This is a genomic window from Streptomyces sp. NPDC007346 (assembly GCF_040703535.1).
Taxonomy (GTDB): domain Bacteria; phylum Actinomycetota; class Actinomycetes; order Streptomycetales; family Streptomycetaceae; genus Streptomyces.
The window spans coordinates 1-17,233 of sequence record NZ_JBEYKR010000012.1 but is presented as its reverse complement, the minus strand read 5'-3'; the positions used below and the strand labels follow the sequence as shown (position 1 = coordinate 17,233).

Sequence of the window (17,233 nt, the reverse complement as noted above, 5' to 3'; positions counted from 1 at the left end):
GCGGCCTCGTCCGCTCCAGCCCGTGACGGAGCATCCCTCCAGGCGTCAGGGAGCCCTGGTCAGGGCGAGGACGACATTGTGGCCTCCGAAGCCGAAGGAATGGCTGACGGCTACGCGGATGTCCTGCCGACGCGACCGCTTGGTCACGCAGTCGATGTCGAACTCCGGTGCCGGCGCTTGCAGGTTGGCGATCGGGGGCACCGTGCGGTGCTCGACGGTGAGCACGGTCAGCGCCGCCTCGACGGCTCCTGCCGCGCCCAGGCTGTGGCCCAGCACGCCCTTGGGCGCGGTGACGCTGGGGCGGTGGGGCAGTACGCGGGCGATCAGCGCCGCCTCCCCGGCGTCGTTGAGCGGGGTGGAGGTGCCGTGGGCGTTGACGTGGTCGACATCCTGTGCGGCCAGGCCCGCCTGGGCCAGCGCGGTGCGCAGGGCTGACTCGGCGCCGGTGGTCCCTGGGTCCGGGGCGGTGGGGTGGTGTGCGTCCGAGGTGCTGCCGCAGCCCACCAGCCGGGCGCGGGAGCGGGCGCCGCGAGCGGCGGCGTGCTCCTCGCGTTCCAGGACCAGGACGCCCGCGCCTTCTCCCATGACGAAACCGTCACGGTCGGCGGCGAAGGGCCGGGATGCCGAGGTGACCGCGTCGACGCGCCGGGACAGGGCGCCCAGGCGCCAGAAGCCGGTCACCGCCGTGCGGCTGGTCGCCGCTTCCGTGCCTCCGGCCACCGCGACATCGCACTGGCCCGAGACCAGGAGGTCGCGGGCCACGGCGATGGCGCTGGCGCCGGAGGCGCAGGCGGAGGCCGGAGCGAGGCTGGGGCCGTGGGCCTTGAGGTCGATGGAGACCTCGCCGGCCGCCATGTTCGGGATGAGCTGGGGGATGGTGAGCGCCGAGACCATGTCGGCGCCCAACTCCTCCAGGCGCCGGGCCTGTTCCTCGTGCGTCGCCACTGCTCCGAGTCCGCAGCCGATGACGACGGCGACCCGGTCGCCGTCCCAGGACCGGGGATCGAGGCCGGCGTCGCGTACGGCGTCGCGGGCGGCGAGCACCGCGAGTTTCGCGTTCCGCGACATACGCCAGGAGGCGCGCCCGATGCGCTGGTCCAGCTCGTCGGCCGAGTGGGGGACACGGCAGGAGAAGTCCACGGGCAGGCCGGTGAGCGCCGGATCGGGGGCCGCGGTGCTCACGCCGCGACAGACCGCGCTCCAGGTGGCGTCGGCGTCGCCTCCGGCCGGGGTCACCAGACCGAGACCGGTGATGGCGACGGGCGCGGTCATGAGGGTGTCACCGTCCTCGGGCCGGCCGCGACCAGCGCGTCGAGGTGGTCGGCGACCTCGGCGACGGTCCTGCCGAGTACGGCGTACTCGTTGCTGATCCTGACCGCGAAGCGCTCGTGCAGGATGAGCACCATCTCTGTCAGGGCCATGGAGTCCAGGCCCAGTTGCTCCAGCGTCGCCTCGGGGTGCACGGCATCGTCCGGGACCCGGAGGGAGCCGGTCAGGACGGAACGGAGGGTGTCGTAGGTTTCGGGCACGGTGTGTCCTTGCTGTCGTCGGAGGCGGACGGGGCGGTCCGGGCGAGTTCCGCGAGGCCGGCCTCGAATCCGATCGGGGGTTCGAAGGACAGCTCGCGGCGCGCCGCGGTGAGGTCGAAGTAGTGCGGTTGCAGCAGTTCCGCCACCAGGAAGCGGCTCAGCGCCAGGGTGCGCGGGCTGCGGACCGTGCGCAGGTACGTGTCGCTGAGCGCGGCCGCGGCCGTGGCCAGGCGGGGTGGGACGGCGCACCAGCGGGCGTCGATGCCCGCGGCCCGCAGGAAGTGGTGGACGATCTCGCGCAGGGGGCGTGGCTCGCCCTGGCTGATGAAGTAGGCGCGGCCGCCGGCCTCGGGTGACCGCCGCAGATGGTCCAGGGCGAGCAGGTGGGCGTGGGCGGCGGTGCGGAGATGGGTGGTGTCCACGAGGTTGCTGCCGTCGCCCGGCATCAGCAGGCGCCCGGCCCGCACGGCGCGCGCCAGGGCGGGGACGAAGTGGGGGTCGCCCGGACCCCAGATGATGTGCGGGCGCAGCGAGACCGTGGCCAGCTCCGGACCGTGGGCCGCGAGGACCGAGGCCTCGGCCATGGCCTTGGTCTGCGGATAGGCGGCCAGATGGCCGGGAGGGCGAGGGAGGTCCTCGGTGACGCCCTCCAGGCCACCGGGCCGGAAGGCGACGCTGGCGGTCGAGGTGTGGACGAGCGTGCGCACCCGGTGGGCCCGGCACTGTTCGATGACGTTGAGGGTGCCGACGACATTGGTGGCCCGGTAGAGCCGCATCGGACCGCTGACCCCGGCCAGAGCGGCGTTGTGGATGACGGCGTCACACCCCGCGACCGCGCGGGAGACGGCGCTCGCATCGGCGAGATCCCCCAGGTGCTGGGCGACTTCCAGCCGTTCCAGGGCGGCGCTGGGGCGGCGGCCCAGGGAGGACGTGGTGATGCCGCGTGCCGTCAGCCGGCGGCAGATCTCCAGCCCCAGGAACCCGCTTCCTCCGGTGACCAGTACCTTCATCGAGCCCTCCCGCGCAGGCGCCCGGCGGCCCAGCCCGCCAGCCGTGGACGGTCGATCTTGGAGTTGTGCCGGGGATCGGTGGGAAAGCCGGGATGGGGGAGCACGACCTCGATGCGATGCCCCTCCGGGTGGCCCTTCAGGGCGGTGCGTACGGCTGCCAGGGCCGCGGCCGGGGAGATCGAGGGCAGGGGCTCCACGCACAGGACGGGCCGTTGGCGTACGGCCGTGCCGACGCCGACCAGAGCGGTGCGCCGGACGCCGGGAGCGGTGTCGGCCACGGTCTCGACGTCCTCGGTGGTCAGCGTGAAGCCGGCGCCGGTGACCAGGTGCGCCTTGCGGCCGAGGAACCACAGCCGGCCCTCGTCGTCGAGGCGGCCGAGGTCTCCGGTGCGGTGCAGTACGCCGTCACCGACGGCGCTCTTCGTGGCGGCGTCCGCGTCGGGGCGTCCGTGGTAGGCGGGGCTGACGGTGGGGCCGGCGACGGCGATCTCGCCGAGCCCGGTGGGGTCCGCGTCCAGGATCCGGGGCCGTACGCCGGGCAGCGGCCGGCCCAGACACGTACCGGTCTGGCCGGCGGGCGGCTGGATGCGTGCGGCCCGCAGTTCGTGGTCGTCGATCGCCGATACGGGCAGGCATTCGGTCGCGCCGTAGACGCTGAGGATCTCGGTGTCGTCCGGCACGGCCTTGCGCAACGCCTCGGCGAGGTGGAGGCGTAACGGGGCACCGAAGGAGAGGATCTGCCGGACCGAGGGCAGGGCGATGCCGTGGCGGAGGCAGTGACGGGCGATCAGGGTGAGCACGGCGGGCGAGGCGATGATCCTGGTGACCCGGTGCCGCAGGATCGGCTCGACGAGTTCCCTCGGCGGTGTGCGTGCCGGGGACAGGTGGTTCACGGCCGGGACGAGCGTGGTCAGGCCCAGGAGCGGGCCGAGCATCGCGACCGGAAGGAACCCGGCGAGGAGTACGTCCTCGGGCCGGGGGTCCAGCAGCGTGGTGAGCGCGTCGAGTTGTCCCGCCAGGGTGGCGTAGCGGTACTCCGCGCCTTTGGGACGCCCGGTGGAACCGGACGTGAAGGCGATGATGGCCAGCTCGTCCCCGTCGGGCTCCTGCGGTCGCAGGGGCGGGAGGCCGCCGCCCGGGGCCCGGGTCTCCAGGCGCCGGCCCGGAGCGAGCGGCAGCCGGCCGGTGACCAGGGGGATACGGATGTGGGGGCGGCCCCACCCCAGGACCTGGCGCCCGAGCTGGGCCAGCGGTTCGCCGATGAAGACGTCCGGTGCGATGTCCCGCAGACAGCGGCGGACCTCGGCGCGTGGCTCGATCAGGACGGGTACGGCGCCGAGGGAGCACAGGGCGTACACGACGGCGGTGAGGTCGTACGCGTCGCGCGTCATCACGACGGCCTTGTGGCCGGGACGGACACCGGCCTGGTGCAGGGCCTGCACGAGGCTGTGGCAGCCCCGCACCAGGTGGCCGCGGTCGGTGGTCCGGGAGGTCCCCTTACGGCAGCGGATGAGCGCGGGGGCGTCGGGCTGGTCGGCCAGGCGGGCGATGACGCCCGGAGCGGTCACGGTCATCGGGGTCCTTGCAGGAAGTCGCGGATGAGGCCCCCGAGTTCGTCCGCGGCGTCCTCCATCACGAAGTGTCCGGCCTCGGGGAACCGGTGGACGGCCGCGTGGGGACAGCGGCGGGCCCACTCCTCCAGCACCTGCGGGGTGAACACCGGATCGCGCATGCCCCAGCCGATGAGCATGGGCAGTGCGGTCGGAGCGGGATCGGCGCCGGAGGGGTCGAGCAGCCGCCACACGGGATCGTCGTTGTCACGCGGGATGGCACGGACGGCGTCGGTGACGGCCCGCCGCTCGGAGCGCCTGGCGTAGGGGCGCAGGAAGGCACGGCGCTCGGCCGGCCGCAGCGGGTGGTGGACTCCGGCGCGCACGGCGGTGCGTGCGAAGCCGTTGGTGAGGTGCACGGCGTCGGCCACCAGCGGGTGGTCGCGGATCCAGCGCAGGTAGAACGGCACCCGGAAGCCGCCGGGCCAGGGGAAGGCCACGGTGTTGCAGATCACCAGACGGTCCACGACCCCGGGGTTTCGCAGGGCCCAGGCGATGCCGAGCGGACCGCCCCAGTCGTGCAGGACGAGCGTCCAGCCCCGCTCGGGCAGCCCCTCGTTCCGTACCAGGTGCTCGTGGAGGAGGTCCAGGTGTTCCAGCTGGACACGGTAGGGATCCGGGACTCCGGCGGCCGGCCTCAGATGCCGGGACAGGCCGAAGCCGGGCAGGTCCGGCGCCAGGCAACGGGCGTGCGGGGAGAGCCGGTCGAGCAGCTTGCGCCACGCGTAGCTCCATGACGGATTGCCGTGCAGGAACAGCGCCGGCTCCCCGGAGCCGAGGTCGAGGTAGTGCTGCCCGGTGGCCGGCACCCGCCGCCAGTGCCGGGGCGCGGGGTAGCCCGGCAGCAGCCGTTCCAGCGCCGTGGCGCGGTCCGTCGCGGTGAGTGCCGGTCCACGGCCGGCCTGTGTGCTCACCATCGGACCAGAGCCAGACCGAAACTGAAGCCGCTGGCCAGACCGATCATCGCCACGGTGTCCCCGGCCTCGACGCGGTCGGCCTCGCGCGCCTTGACCAGTTGCAGGGGGAGCGAGGCCGCCGCGCAGTTGCCGTGCTCGGCCACCGCGGGCATGCACACGCTCTCGGGTAGGGAGAACGCGTCGAGCATCTGCCGGTACTGCGGCATGGCGATCTGGTGGAAGGCGACGAAGGAGCCGGCGCGTGCCGCGGCGAGTTCCTCGCCGGCCACGGCGAGGACCCCGGGGAGCACGTCGAGCAAGCTCTGGCGCAGGTCCCCGTTGAGCCGCAGCGTGGTGTGGTCGTCGTGGACGGAGCGCTGGTGCATGGTTCCGCCGCCGGACACGGTGCAGGCTTCCCAGGCGGCGGAGTTGCTGACGAACCGCATCGCCGTGATGCCTGGGCCGTCCGCGGGCCCGGCGGTGAGCACCATCGCGGCGCCGGCGTCGGAGGCGGTGTAGCCGGGCAGGGCTCTGAGCAGCGCCTGCCGGTCGGGGACGTTCCAGCGCGTCACCAGGGAGCCGACCTCTCCGCAGACGATGAGGACGGTGCGGTAGCGGCCGGTCTCGATGAACGAGGCGGCCGTCTCCATGGCGTTGAGGACGCTGTTGCAGGCGTTCTTCACGTCGAAGACCGGGCAGGTGGCGCCCATCTTGGCGGCCACCAGGTGCGACGTGGCGGGCTCGATCAGGTCCGAGGCGGTGGCGGCGAACAACAGCAGATCGATCTCGTCGATCCGCAGGCCCGCCTCGTCGAGCGCCTGCCGGGCGGCGGCCACGGCGAGGTCGGAGGCGTCCTGGCCCTCTCCTCGCACATGGACGCCGCGCACTCCGGTGAGATCTTCGAGTAGGCCAGGTGGCGGTGCGTAGGCTCCGCTCTTCGCGATCTTCTCGCGGATCTCGTCCATGGTTCGGTAACGGGTCGGCACGTGGGCGGCGACGGCTGCGATGCGGGCACGGGCGGGTTCGGGCACCGCGCAACCGTAACGGCGCCGTGTCGCCCGCCGGACCGAAATATGTCCCGCCGACTCCCCTTCACTCTAACGAGTGGTCGGTATTCGCTTTTCCTTTCCGTCATGCCTTTCAATTCCGCCGAAGCCTGAAATTCGGCGTGAAAAGGCGGGAACGTGGCAGAGCAGCAGCGTGAACGGTCCGTGGCGGTAGTGGGCGTCGGATGCCGGCTTCCGGGAGGAATCACCGACCTGGACGGACTGTGGTCCGTGCTGCGTGACGGGCAGGACATGGTCGGTGAGATGCCCGCCGACCGGCTGCCCAGGGACCGGATGGTCGACCCGGGGACCGTACGCCCCGGCCGCAGTTACACCGCCGCCGGAGGGTTCCTCACGGACGTCGCCGCCTTCGACGCCGCCTACTTCGGCATCTCACCCGCCGAGGCGCGGCACATCGACCCGCAGCAGCGGATCCTGCTGGAGATGGCCGCGGAAGCGCTCGACGACGCCGCCATTCCCGCCGAATCGCTGGAAGGTTCGGACACCTGCGTCTACGTCGGGATCTCCGACCCCGCCTACGGCACGACGCTCACCCTGCTGCAGGACCACAAGAGCCCGCACACCATGCCCGGCGCCACACTGTCCATCGCGGCGAACCGGATGTCGTACGCCTTCGACCTGCGCGGGCCCAGCATGGCCATCGACACCGCCTGCTCCTCGGCGCTGGTCGCGGTGGACCGCGCCTGCCGCACCCTGCACGAGGGCTCCAGCCGTGTCGCTCTGGTCGGCGGCGTCAACGTGCTGAGCAGCCCCTACTCCTTCGCCGGATTCTCCTACGCGGGCATGCTGTCGCGGCGCGGACGCTGCTCGGCCTTCTCGGCGGACGCCGACGGCTTCGTCCGCGCGGAAGGCGGCGCGGTGCTCGTCCTCAAGCGGCTCGCGGACGCGGTGGCCGACGGGGACCGCGTCCACGCCGTGCTCGCGGCCACCGGCAACAACACCGACGGCCGCAGCACCGGCATGATCGTGCCCAGCGCCGAGGCCCAGGAGGCGCTGCTGCACGCCGTCTACGCGGAAGCCGGGATCAGCGCGGACGACCTGGTGTACTTCGAGGCCCACGGCACCGGCACCCAGGTCGGGGACCCGGCGGAGGCCGAGGCCATCGGCCGGGCGCTGGCCCGTCACCGGCGGGGCGGCCCCCTGCCGGTCGGGTCGGTGAAGTCCAACCTGGGCCACCTGGAGCCCGCCTCCGGGATGGCGGGCCTGCTCAAAGCGATCCTGGTGCTGCGCCACCGGATCGCGCCCGCCTCGTTGCACGCCCTGCCGCTCAACCCCGCGATCGACTTCGACGGCCTCGGGCTGTCCCCGACGGTCGAGCCGGTCCGGCTGCCCGGGGCGCGAACGGCGGCCGTGGGCGTGAACGCCTTCGGCTTCGGCGGAGCGAACGCCCACGCCGTCCTGACTCCGCCCCCCGCCGCTCCCCAGCCCGAACCGGAGCGGCCCCCGGCCCACCGCCCGCTGCCGCTGGTCGTCTCCGCGCGCTCTCCCAAGGCGCTGAAGCAACTGGCCACCGGGATGGCGGAGCGCCTGCGGGCCACCGGGCCCGAGGAGTTCTACGACCTGGCCCACACCAGCACCGTACGGCGCAGCGCCCATCCGCACCGCGCGGCGGTCCTGGCCGCCGACCCGCAGGACGCCGCCCGGCAGCTGGACCGGCTGGTGGCCGGGGAGCCCGCCCGTGGAGCGATCGTGCGCAGGAACGCGCAGGACGGCACCGTCTTCGTCTTCTCCGGCAACGCCTCGCAGTGGCCGGGCATGGGCGCGGACCTGCTGGAGCACGAGACGGTCTTCCGCACCGCCGTGGAGGAGGCCGACGCCGCCCTCGCCCCGCACCTGGGCTGGTCGGTGGCCAAGGAACTGGCGTACCCCTCGCCGCACTCCTGGCAGCGTACCGAGATCGCCCAGCCCGCCCTGTTCGCCGTACAGGTCGGCCTGACCGCGTTGCTGGCCTCCCACGGGCTGCGGCCGCGGGCGGTGGTCGGGCACAGCGTCGGTGAGGTCGCCGCCGCCCACGCCGCCGGGGCCCTGACCCTGCGACAGGCGGCACTGGTCATCGCCGAACGCAGCCGCACCCAGGCCACCACGGCGGGCAGGGGCCGCATGGCCGCCGTCGGGCTGGGCGAGGAACAGGCCCGCGAGGAACTGCTGCGCCACGGCGGCGCGCTGGAGATCGCGGGAATCAACAGCGACCGTGCCGTGACCGTGGCCGGCTCCGCCGACGAACTCGCCTCATGGGGACAGGAGTTGACGGACCGCGGAGTCTTCTTCCGTGAACTGGACCTGGACTACGCCTTCCACAGCCGGGCCATGGACCCCATCGAGGAACCCCTGTGCGTCGCCCTCGAAGGGCTGACCCCCGGCACGGCCCGCATCCCCTTCGTCTCCACCGTCACCGGCACCCCCCTGAGCGGGCCGGAACTGGACGCGCGCTACTGGTGGCGTAACGTCCGCGAACCGGTCCGCTTCGCCGAGGCCGTCACCCACCTCGCCTCCGAAGGCGCCGGCGGTGTGGTCGAGATCGGCCCGCACCCGGTGCTGCGCCCCTACCTGCGCCACACGGACCTCTCCTACGTCGCGACCCTGCACCGGGACGGGGACGGCCTCCGCGAGACCGCGGGGACGGTCGCCGCGCTGCTCGCCGCCGGTACGGCCACCGACTGGCGGTCCCACTTCCCCCGCCCCGGCCGTGTGGCCGAGCTGCCCGCCTACCCGTGGCAGCACGAACGGTACTGGCACGGCACCCCGCACGACCGGATCGCGGGCACCAGCGGCTCGGGCGCGCTCGACCACCCGCTGGTGGGCGAACGGATGCCCGCCCCGCACCCCGTCTGGCACGGCACGGTCGAGCCGCAGCTGGTGCCGTGGCTGGGCGACCACAAGATCGGGGACGACGTCCTCATGCCGGCCGCCGCCTACGTGGAGATGGCCCTGAGCGCCGGCCTGCGTGCCATGGAGCGCCCGGTCGAGGTACGCCACCTGGAGATCGGCCGTCCACTGGCCGTGCCCTGGCCGGACCCGACACCGACCGCCCTTCAGACGGCCGTCACCCCCGATGACGGCGCCCTGACCATCAGCGTCCGCGAGGAACACGGCGGCGAGTGCCGGCCCGTCGTACGGGCCCAGGTGCGCACCCTGCTCGGCACGGCGCCGTCTCCCCTCGACATCGACGCTCTGCGAGCACGCTGCGCCAAGGGCCTCGGCGGGGCGGACTTCTACCGGACGTGCCACCGCATCGGACTGAAGTGCGGGCCGGACTTCCAGCTCATCGAGCACCTGGACATCGGCGAGGAGGAGGTGCTGGTCTCCTACCGGCTCCAGCACCCCGCCGACGCCTACACCGCCCACCCGGTACTTCTCGACGCACCGTTGCAGGCCACCGTGGCCCTGTCCGAACTCACGGCGGAATCCGCCGGCTTCCTGCCGACGGTGTTCGGGTCCGTACGCGTATGGCGCACCCCCGCGACCGCCGGAGTCGTGCACCTGCGCCGTCGCAGCCGCAGCGCCAACGAGATCTGCTGGGACATCACCTACGCCGACGCCGACGGCACGGTCACCGCCGAGATCGACGGTTGCCGTACCCGCCGCGGTGGCATGACGGAACACTTCCCCCTGGCCGTCCAGCGCACCGTCCTGCGGGCCGCCCCGCACCCGGGCGCACCCGCGCCTGCCACCCCGCTCCCCGGTCCCGCCGAGGTGGCGGGCACGGCCGGGCCCGCCATCGCCGCCGCGCGCGCCGCCCTGGACGACAGCGGCCACCACCGGTTCGTCGCCGCGGCCGAACAGACCGGAGCCCACTGCTGGGCCGGGGCGCTGTACGGCCTGCTCGCCGACCCGGCGGCCCCGTTCTCGACGCGCGACCTGGTGAGCGGAGGCCTCCAGCCCCAGCACCGCCGCCTGGTGCGGCTGATGATGCCCCTGCTGGTCGAGCACGGCCTCGCCCGGCCGGTCGGGGAGACCTGGCAGCTGACCGGAGCCGAGATCCGCCCCGCGACACTGCTGCGCGGCCTCGTGGAGGACCACCCCGCGTTCGGATCGGACACCCTGCTCCTCAACCGGCACCTGCGCCACCTGGAGGAACTGCTGCGGGGAGACGTCGACGCGCACGAGCTCCTGCCACCGGCGGACAGCGCCTACGACCAGCTCCGCGAGACCGGCCCGGCCCACCGCTTCACCCACCGTGCCGTACAGGCCCTGCTCGGCTCCATCGTCGCCCGGTGGCCCGCCGACCGTCCGCTGCACGTCCTGGAGGTCGGTGCGACCACCGGGGCCCTGACGGCCGCCGTGCTGCCCCTGCTGCCGGCCGACCGGACCCGCTACACCTGCGCGGCCACCACCGGCACCGGCCTCGCCCGCGCCGAACACCGCTTCGCCGCCCACGACTTCGTCGACTACCGCCTCCTGGACCTGAACACCGACCCGAGCGGCCAGGGCCTGCCCCGAGCCGGGTTCGACCTCGTCCTGGCCGGGGACGCCGTGCACGCCACCCACGATGTCGCCGCGACGCTGCGGCGCCTGCACACCCTGTTGGCCCCCGGCGGGCACCTGCTGGCCACCGAGGAGCACCACGCTCAGCTACAGGCCCTGCTGTTCGGCACGGTGGAGGAGTTCTGGGAGCGCGGCGACCACACCCTGCGCCCCGTCTCCCGCATCCTCGCCCGCGACCAGTGGGTGCCGCTGCTGCGCCGGTGCGGCTTCCCCGACCCGGTGCAGACCGGACCCGAGGACCGTTCCGTCCTCCTCGCCGCGGCTTCCCCCGGCGAGACCGGCGAGACCGGCGAGGCCGCCGAGACCGCCGACACCGGCGAGACCGCCGACACCGCCGACACCGAGGCCCCGGCACCGGCCCCCGGCGTCTCCTGGATCGTCGCCGTCGAGGACGACACCGAGAGGCCGACCGCACAGGCCCTGGCGGACCTTCTCGGCGAGGCCACCGTCGTCGCCGCGTCCGAGGAGGCCGGCGCCTGGGCCGAAGCGCTCACCACCGACGGCGAGCCGCACATCGTCCTGCTGCTCGCCGAACCCGGGCCGGAGCAGGGCGTCGTCACCCTGACCACCCGTCGCGCGGCCCTCCTGCGCGCCCTGGCCGAGGCCTGCGACGGCCTCCACGGCGGCACCAGCCCCAGGCTGTGGCTGGTCACCCGCCCGACGGGCCTGTTCCCGGCCCCGGAGCAGCCCACGCACCCGCACGACGCGGCCGTCTGGGCCGCCTGCCGCACACTCGCCAACGAGCGCCCCGACCTGCGCGTACGACGCCTCTCCTGGCAGCGCGGCGGTACGACGGCCGCCGACGCACACCGCCTGGCGGGGGAACTCCTCGCCGCCGACGGCGAGGAGAGCGCTCAGGAGGACGAGATCGTCCTGACCGCGCACGGCCGTTTCGTGCCCCGGCACGTCGAGCACGCGCAGGACGAACCCCCCGCCGCCCCCACCGGCACGCCCTACATCCTGGAAGCCCGCGACCCGAGCCTGCGCCGACGGCTGATCTGGCGGCAGGCCGACATCCCCGAACCCGGGCCGGGGGAGGTGGCCCTCGACATGCGGGCCGTGGCCCTGAACTACCGCGACCCCATGCGGGCCAACGGCCTGCTGCCGCCCGAAGCGGTGGAGAACAGCCCCCTCGGCCGGGGCCTGGGAACGGACGGCGCCGGCATCGTGCGCGCCGTGGGACCGGGCGTGCGGGGCATGAAGCCGGGCGACAGGGTCTGCGGACTCGTGCCCGCGGCCCTCGCCTCCCACGCCACGACCCCCGCCGCCGCCGTCGTCCGCATCCCCGAGGGGATGAGCTTCGCGGAAGCGGCGACCTTCCCCGTAGCGTTCCTGACCGTCCACCACACCCTGGTCAACCAGGCGTTCCTCGGCCGGGGGGAGACCGTACTCGTCCACGGCGGAGCCGGAGCCGTAGGCCTGGCCGTCCTTCAGTGCGCCCGCAACCAGGGCGCCCGGGTCATCGCCACCGCCGGTACGGAGACCAAGCGCGACCTGCTCCGCACGCTCGGCGCCGAACACGTCCTGGACTCCCGCAGCCTGGACTTCGTCCCCCAGGTGCGGGAGCTGACCGGCGGCCGGGGCGTCGACGTCGTGGTGAACTCCCTCAGCGGCGAAGCCATCGCCCACAACCTGGACCTCCTGAGCCCCAACGGACGGTTCATCGAACTCGGCAAGAGGGACATCTACCTCAACAACCCGATGACGCTGCGCCCCTTCCACCACAGCCTCACCTTCACCGCCTTCAACCTCGACGCCGTCATGGAGTCCCCGGCCCTGCGCTCCCGTCTCGTCTCGGTCTTCGACGAGCACGTCAGCCGCGGCTCCTACCGGCCGCTGCCCCACACGACGTACCCCGCCGCCCGTGTCGAGGAGGCCTTCCACCTCCTGCAACACTCCCGGCACACCGGCAAGGTCGTCATCACCTTCGACCCCCTGGACGAACCCGTCCTCGTCGAACCCGCCCCCGGCACCCTCACCCTCGACCACGAGGGCACGTACCTGATCACCGGCGGGCTGAGCGGTCTCGGCGCCGCCACGGCCCTCCGGCTGGCCGACCACGGGGCCCGGCATCTGGCCCTGGTCTCCCGCCGGGGCCCCGACGCTCCCGAGGCCCCCGCCCTGCTCCGGCAGCTCGCCGACCGTGGCGTACACGCCACGGCCCACGCCGCCGACGTCACCGACGAGACGGCACTGCGCCGGGTCATCGAAACCGTGGACGCCACAGGACACCGGCTGCGCGGCATCGTGCACGCGGCCATGCACATGGACGACGCACCGCTCTCCGAACTCACCGACGACCGGTTCGCCGCCGTGCTGGGACCCAAGGCGGCGGGCGCGGCCCTGCTGGAGCGGCTCACCGCCGACCGTGGCCTGGACCTCTTCCTCACCTACTCGTCCGTCTCCGCCACCATCGGCAACCCCGGCCAGAGCGCCTACGCGGCGGCCAACGCCTACCTGGAAGCCCATGCGCGGGCCCGGCACAGCGTCGGCAAGCCGGGTACGGCGCTGGCCTGGGGGCCCATCGGCGAGACCGGCTACGTCGCCCGCAACGGCATGGAGAGGGCCATGTCCGAACGCGGCCTGGAGCCCCTCGCCCCCGCCGAGGCCCTGACGGCCGCCGGCCACCTCGTCGCCGCCGGCACCGATGTCGCCGGGGCGGGACGCTTCCGCTGGGGAACCGCGCGTCACCTCCTGCCGGCTCTGGCCACCCCACGGTTCGCCCGTCTGGTGCCGTCCTCCTCGCTCGCCTCCCCGGACGACCGCGACGAGCTTCTGGGGCGGCTGGCGGGCCTGCCGACGGACGAGGCCGTACGGAAGATCACCGACGCGCTCGGCCATCTCCTCGCCGGAGTCCTGCAGACCGACCAGGCCGACCTGGACCCCGCCCGCCCCGTCACCGACTTCGGACTCGACTCCCTGCTCGGCATGCAGTTCCTCGTCGGCGCCCGTGACCTCTTCGCCGTCCGCCTCGCACCGGCGGACCTGGCCACCGGACGGACCCTGAGCCACTTCGCCCGCCTGGTCCACCAGCGCCTCGACCTTCCGGGGCAGGAGGTCTAGCCGGAGCGCGGGGCCCACGTCACTTCTCGGTCTCCGGGAGTGAGGGGGCGCCCCGTCGGACGGCGGCGCGCGCCGCCGCCCGACGGGGCGCCACTCGGACCACCTGGCGAAGAGCATGGTTCCACGGTGGCCACAGCGCGCAAGACGGCGGCGCGGGGGCCGATAAGCTGCCCGGAACAGCGATTCGGCCGCAAACTGCATGGGGTGGGACAGGGCATGACGAGGCGACAGGTGTGGTGGCGGTGGGGTGCGGCGGTGGTGGCCGTCGCCCTGGTGACCGGGTGCTCGGTGATCGAGGACGCGACATCGCCCGAGCCGGCGGACGGGAAGCCGTCCGCCTCGGCCTCCGCCGGGACCGGCGGCGGCGAGGCGGCCGACGAATCGACCCTGCCGGGCATACCCTCCGAGGGGCAGGCGCGGGAGGAACTGGCCGGGCTGGAAGTGGCCCGGCACGGTTCGATGTCCGGCTACAGCCGGGCGAAGTTCCCCCACTGGGCCGCCCAGGGTGAGTCCTGCGACACCCGGGAGACCGTGCTGGAGCGCGACGGCACCGATGTCGAGCGGGACGCGCAGTGCCGGGCGGTCTCCGGGAAGTGGACCAGCGTGTACGACGACGAGGTCTTCAGCGAGGCCCGGGACCTGGACATCGACCACATGGTGCCCCTCGCCAACGCCTGGCGCTCCGGGGCCAGGACCTGGACGCAGGACAAGCGCAAGGAGTTCGCCAACGACCTGACCCGCCCGCAGCTGCTGGCGGTCTCGGCGTCCTCGAACCGCTCCAAGGGCGACCAGGGGCCGGACCAGTGGCAGCCGCCGTCGAAGGCGTACTGGTGCACCTACGCCCGTGCGTGGGTGTCGGTGAAGGCGGCGTACGAACTCTCGGTGACGGAGGCGGAGAAGGGCATGCTGGACGAGATGCTGGACACCTGTACCTCATGAACGGACACACCTCATGAACGGACCCGAACCGGCACGGCCGCAACAGTTCGTGGACGATGTCGAAGCGGGCCCCGGCGGGGCGATGACCGATGAGGTCGGCGTCGTCACCGGCGAGCTGACCGTCTCCACCGCCCTGCGACCCGACGGGCGCGCCGGTGTCGCCGTCCAGTACACGGGCGCCGAGGAGTGGTACGCCCTCTCCGGCAGCCCCGTGCCGCTGCCTCCCGCCGGGCTGGAGGCCCTGCACCGGGGCATCCTCGACCGCATCCGCCAGGGCGGCGGCGCGCAGGCCGCGCCCTGACGGGACGCCGTAGCCCGGCCCTCCCGTCCGGGGCTTCCCGGCGACGACCACGGCGCTGCTCGTCGGCCGCTCGCGCAGAGGGCCGCCCCGGTCGTCCACCGGCCGGTCGTGGAGCGTGTCCTCCGCGGTGAGGGCGGTGTCGCCGTCGCCCAGGGCCTGCCCGGCCGGCCGGTCGATGCCGTCGGCCGGCCGGACCGCCGGGAACAGGGCGTGACTACCATCCCCTGTGACCGAAACGACCGAGCCGACCTCACGCCGCCCCCGCATATTCGCCGACCTCACGCCGCTCCGTGCCTCGCGCGACTACCGGCGGCTCTGGTTCGGGAACACGGTGTCCTGGATCGGGCAGGGCATGACGGCCCTCGCCGTTTCGCTCCAGGTCTACGACATCACCGGGTCCGCGTTCTCCGTGGGGCTCATCGGGTTCTGCTCGCTCGTGCCGCTCGTCGTGTTCGGGCTCTACGGCGGAGCCGTCGCCGACACCGTCGACCGGCGCAAGCTCGGCCTGTTCAGCGCGGCGGGCTCGTTCTCCCTGGCCCTCGTCCTGATGGCCGCCACCTTCGCGGGCATCGAGAACGTGGGTCTGCTGTACGCGATCGTCGCCCTCCAGGCCGTCTGCTTCGCACTCAACGCACCGGCCCGCTCCTCGATGATCGCCCGGCTGCTGCCGCCCGAACAGCTGCCCGCCGCCAACGCGTTGAGCTCCATGACCAGCACGACGGGCGGGCTCGTCGGGCCGATGCTGGGCGGGCTGATCGTGGGCTGGTGGGGGTACCGCGCCGCGTACACCGTCGACGCCGTCACCTTCACCGCCTCCCTGTACGCGATGTGGCGGCTGCCCTCGATGCTGCCCGACCGGAAGGAGGCCGGGGAGCGGGGGGAGAAGGCGAAGCGGGCCTCCGTACGGGACGGGCTGCGGTTCCTGGCGGGCCGGCCCAACCTGCGGATGACCTTCCTGACCGACCTCTGCGCCATGGTGCTCGCCCACCCCCGGGCGCTCTTCCCGGTCGTCGCCATCGTCTGGTACGGGGGTGACGCCCGGACCACCGGAATGCTCGTCGCCGCCCCCGCGCTCGGGGCGCTCCTCGGCGGCGTGTTCTCCGGATGGCTCGGCCGCATCCGGCTGCACGGCCTCGCCGTCCTGCTGGCCGTCGGCGGCTGGGGCGCCGCCATCGCCGTCTTCGGGCTCACCCGCCACCTCTGGCTCGGGCTGTTCTTCCTGGCGCTCGCCGGGTGCGCCGACACCATTTCCATGGTCTTCCGCAACACCATGCTCCAGGCGGCGGTCCCGGACGACATGCGCGGCCGGCTCCAGGGCGTCTTCATCGTCGTCGTCGCGGGCGGGCCCCGGCTCGGCGACTTCCTGGCCGGTTCGGTCGCCGACCTCACCTCGCCCACCGTGGCCGTCGTCGGCGGAGGCGCCGCCTGCGTCGTCGCGGTGTCCCTGCTCGCCCTGAAGTGGCGCGGCTTCGCCCGCTACGACGCCAGGGACCCACAGCCGTAGGGGCTCGTCCGCTACGGCCCCGGGGCCCGCGGTTGCCGTGCCCCGCCTTCCGCTACGACGCCGGGCCCCGCAGCCGTGGAGCCTCGCCCGGCGAACGGGCGGGGCCCCGGACCGGCGAGGCCGTGGCCCCCTTACGTGACGATCGAGCGCGCGATCCCCAGCTCCACCAGATCCTGCGGCCGCAGGCGGAGCTGGTCGGCGGTGGCGCCGGTCTCCTCCGGGGGCCGCTTGAGGATCGCCGCCGCGAGTTCGGGGGCGATGACGGAGAAGTAACCGTCCGCCGTGACATGGGTGTTGCCCGGCGCCGCGAGCGCCAGCGCACCGCCCGAGCCGCCCTCGCCGATCACCAGCGTCGTCACCGGGACCCGGGCCGCCGCGATCACCGCGAAGACGTCCGCGATGGCCGCGCCCGCGCCCGCCCGTTCCGCCTCGGCGTCGTTGGCGGCGCCCGGGGTGTCGACCAGGGTGAGGACGGGGATGCCGAGCCGGTCCGCGAGCCGGATGGTCCGGGCCGCCGCACGGTACCCGGCGGGGCGGGTCGGGGTCCCGCACTGGGCGACGTACGCCACCGGCCGCCCGTCCGCGCGCAGCCCGAAGCCGCTCAGCAGCCCCGGGTCGCTGCCGCCGCACCTGTCGCCGTGGAGGGGGAGCCGTACGGCGAAGTAGTCGGCCAGATACGCCTCCGCGCGCGGCCGCCCCGCCGCTCGGGCCCGCTCCACCGCCTCCCGCCCGGTCCCCGGCAGCCCGGAGGCGGCGGACGCCTCTGCGCACGGACTTTTCGGTGGCTTCCCAGTCGATGCAGGCATCGGTGATCGACACGCCGTACTGC

The 17,233-nt window shown here is 73.8% G+C and carries 11 protein-coding genes; 4 read left to right on the top strand and 7 right to left on the bottom strand.

Annotated features, from left to right (window positions below; genetic code table 11):
• Positions 1-45: 45 nt before the first annotated feature.
• Genes AB0917_RS06105 through AB0917_RS06080 form a run of 6 tightly spaced genes read right to left on the bottom strand, consistent with a single transcriptional unit; the run spans position 46 to position 6,076 of the window.
• Positions 46-1,272, bottom strand: a complete 1,227-nt coding sequence (locus tag AB0917_RS06105; protein WP_366818273.1) for a beta-ketoacyl-[acyl-carrier-protein] synthase family protein — start codon at positions 1,270-1,272, stop codon at positions 46-48.
• On the bottom strand, positions 1,269-1,529 hold the full coding sequence (locus AB0917_RS06100; RefSeq protein WP_366818272.1) for an acyl carrier protein: 261 nt from the start codon (positions 1,527-1,529) through the stop codon (positions 1,269-1,271). The genes AB0917_RS06105 and AB0917_RS06100 overlap by 4 nt, the downstream gene beginning before the upstream one ends.
• Positions 1,493-2,539 carry an NAD-dependent epimerase/dehydratase family protein gene (locus tag AB0917_RS06095; RefSeq protein ID WP_366818271.1) on the bottom strand — a complete coding sequence of 349 codons (1,047 nt, stop codon included), beginning with the start codon at positions 2,537-2,539 and terminating at the stop codon, positions 1,493-1,495. Before AB0917_RS06095 ends, AB0917_RS06100 begins: the two co-directional genes overlap by 37 nt.
• Positions 2,536-4,113: an AMP-binding protein gene (locus tag AB0917_RS06090; RefSeq protein ID WP_366818270.1), complete on the bottom strand. Its 1,578-nt coding sequence runs from the start codon at positions 4,111-4,113 to the stop codon at positions 2,536-2,538. Before AB0917_RS06090 ends, AB0917_RS06095 begins: the two co-directional genes overlap by 4 nt.
• The gene (locus AB0917_RS06085) at positions 4,110-5,066 is read right to left on the bottom strand and encodes an alpha/beta fold hydrolase (protein ID WP_366818269.1); all 957 of its coding nucleotides are present in this window, start codon (positions 5,064-5,066) and stop codon (positions 4,110-4,112) included. The genes AB0917_RS06090 and AB0917_RS06085 overlap by 4 nt, the downstream gene beginning before the upstream one ends.
• Positions 5,060-6,076: a 3-oxoacyl-[acyl-carrier-protein] synthase III C-terminal domain-containing protein gene (locus tag AB0917_RS06080; RefSeq protein ID WP_366818268.1), complete on the bottom strand. Its 1,017-nt coding sequence runs from the start codon at positions 6,074-6,076 to the stop codon at positions 5,060-5,062. Before AB0917_RS06080 ends, AB0917_RS06085 begins: the two co-directional genes overlap by 7 nt.
• Before the next feature lie 153 nt (positions 6,077-6,229).
• Between AB0917_RS06080 and AB0917_RS06075 the strand changes: the two genes are divergently transcribed.
• The 4 genes from AB0917_RS06075 to AB0917_RS06060 all read left to right on the top strand — a co-directional run bounded on the left by AB0917_RS06075 (position 6,230) and on the right by AB0917_RS06060 (position 16,404).
• Positions 6,230-13,660, top strand: a complete 7,431-nt coding sequence (locus AB0917_RS06075) for an SDR family NAD(P)-dependent oxidoreductase (protein WP_366818267.1) — start codon at positions 6,230-6,232, stop codon at positions 13,658-13,660.
• Positions 13,661-13,876: 216 nt separating this feature from the next.
• Positions 13,877-14,599, top strand: coding sequence for an HNH endonuclease family protein (locus tag AB0917_RS06070; RefSeq protein ID WP_366818265.1), 723 nt, complete (start codon positions 13,877-13,879; stop codon positions 14,597-14,599).
• Positions 14,600-14,612: 13 nt separating this feature from the next.
• On the top strand, positions 14,613-14,900 hold the full coding sequence (locus tag AB0917_RS06065; RefSeq protein WP_366818263.1) for a hypothetical protein: 288 nt from the start codon (positions 14,613-14,615) through the stop codon (positions 14,898-14,900).
• Positions 14,901-15,126: 226 nt separating this feature from the next.
• Positions 15,127-16,404, top strand: a complete 1,278-nt coding sequence (locus tag AB0917_RS06060; protein WP_366818262.1) for an MFS transporter — start codon at positions 15,127-15,129, stop codon at positions 16,402-16,404.
• Between the two features lie 131 nt (positions 16,405-16,535).
• On the opposite strand, the gene AB0917_RS06055 is transcribed toward AB0917_RS06060, so the two are convergent.
• Positions 16,536-17,233: carboxyl transferase domain-containing protein (locus tag AB0917_RS06055; RefSeq protein ID WP_366818261.1), on the bottom strand; the 698-nt coding region annotated here is incomplete at its 5' end.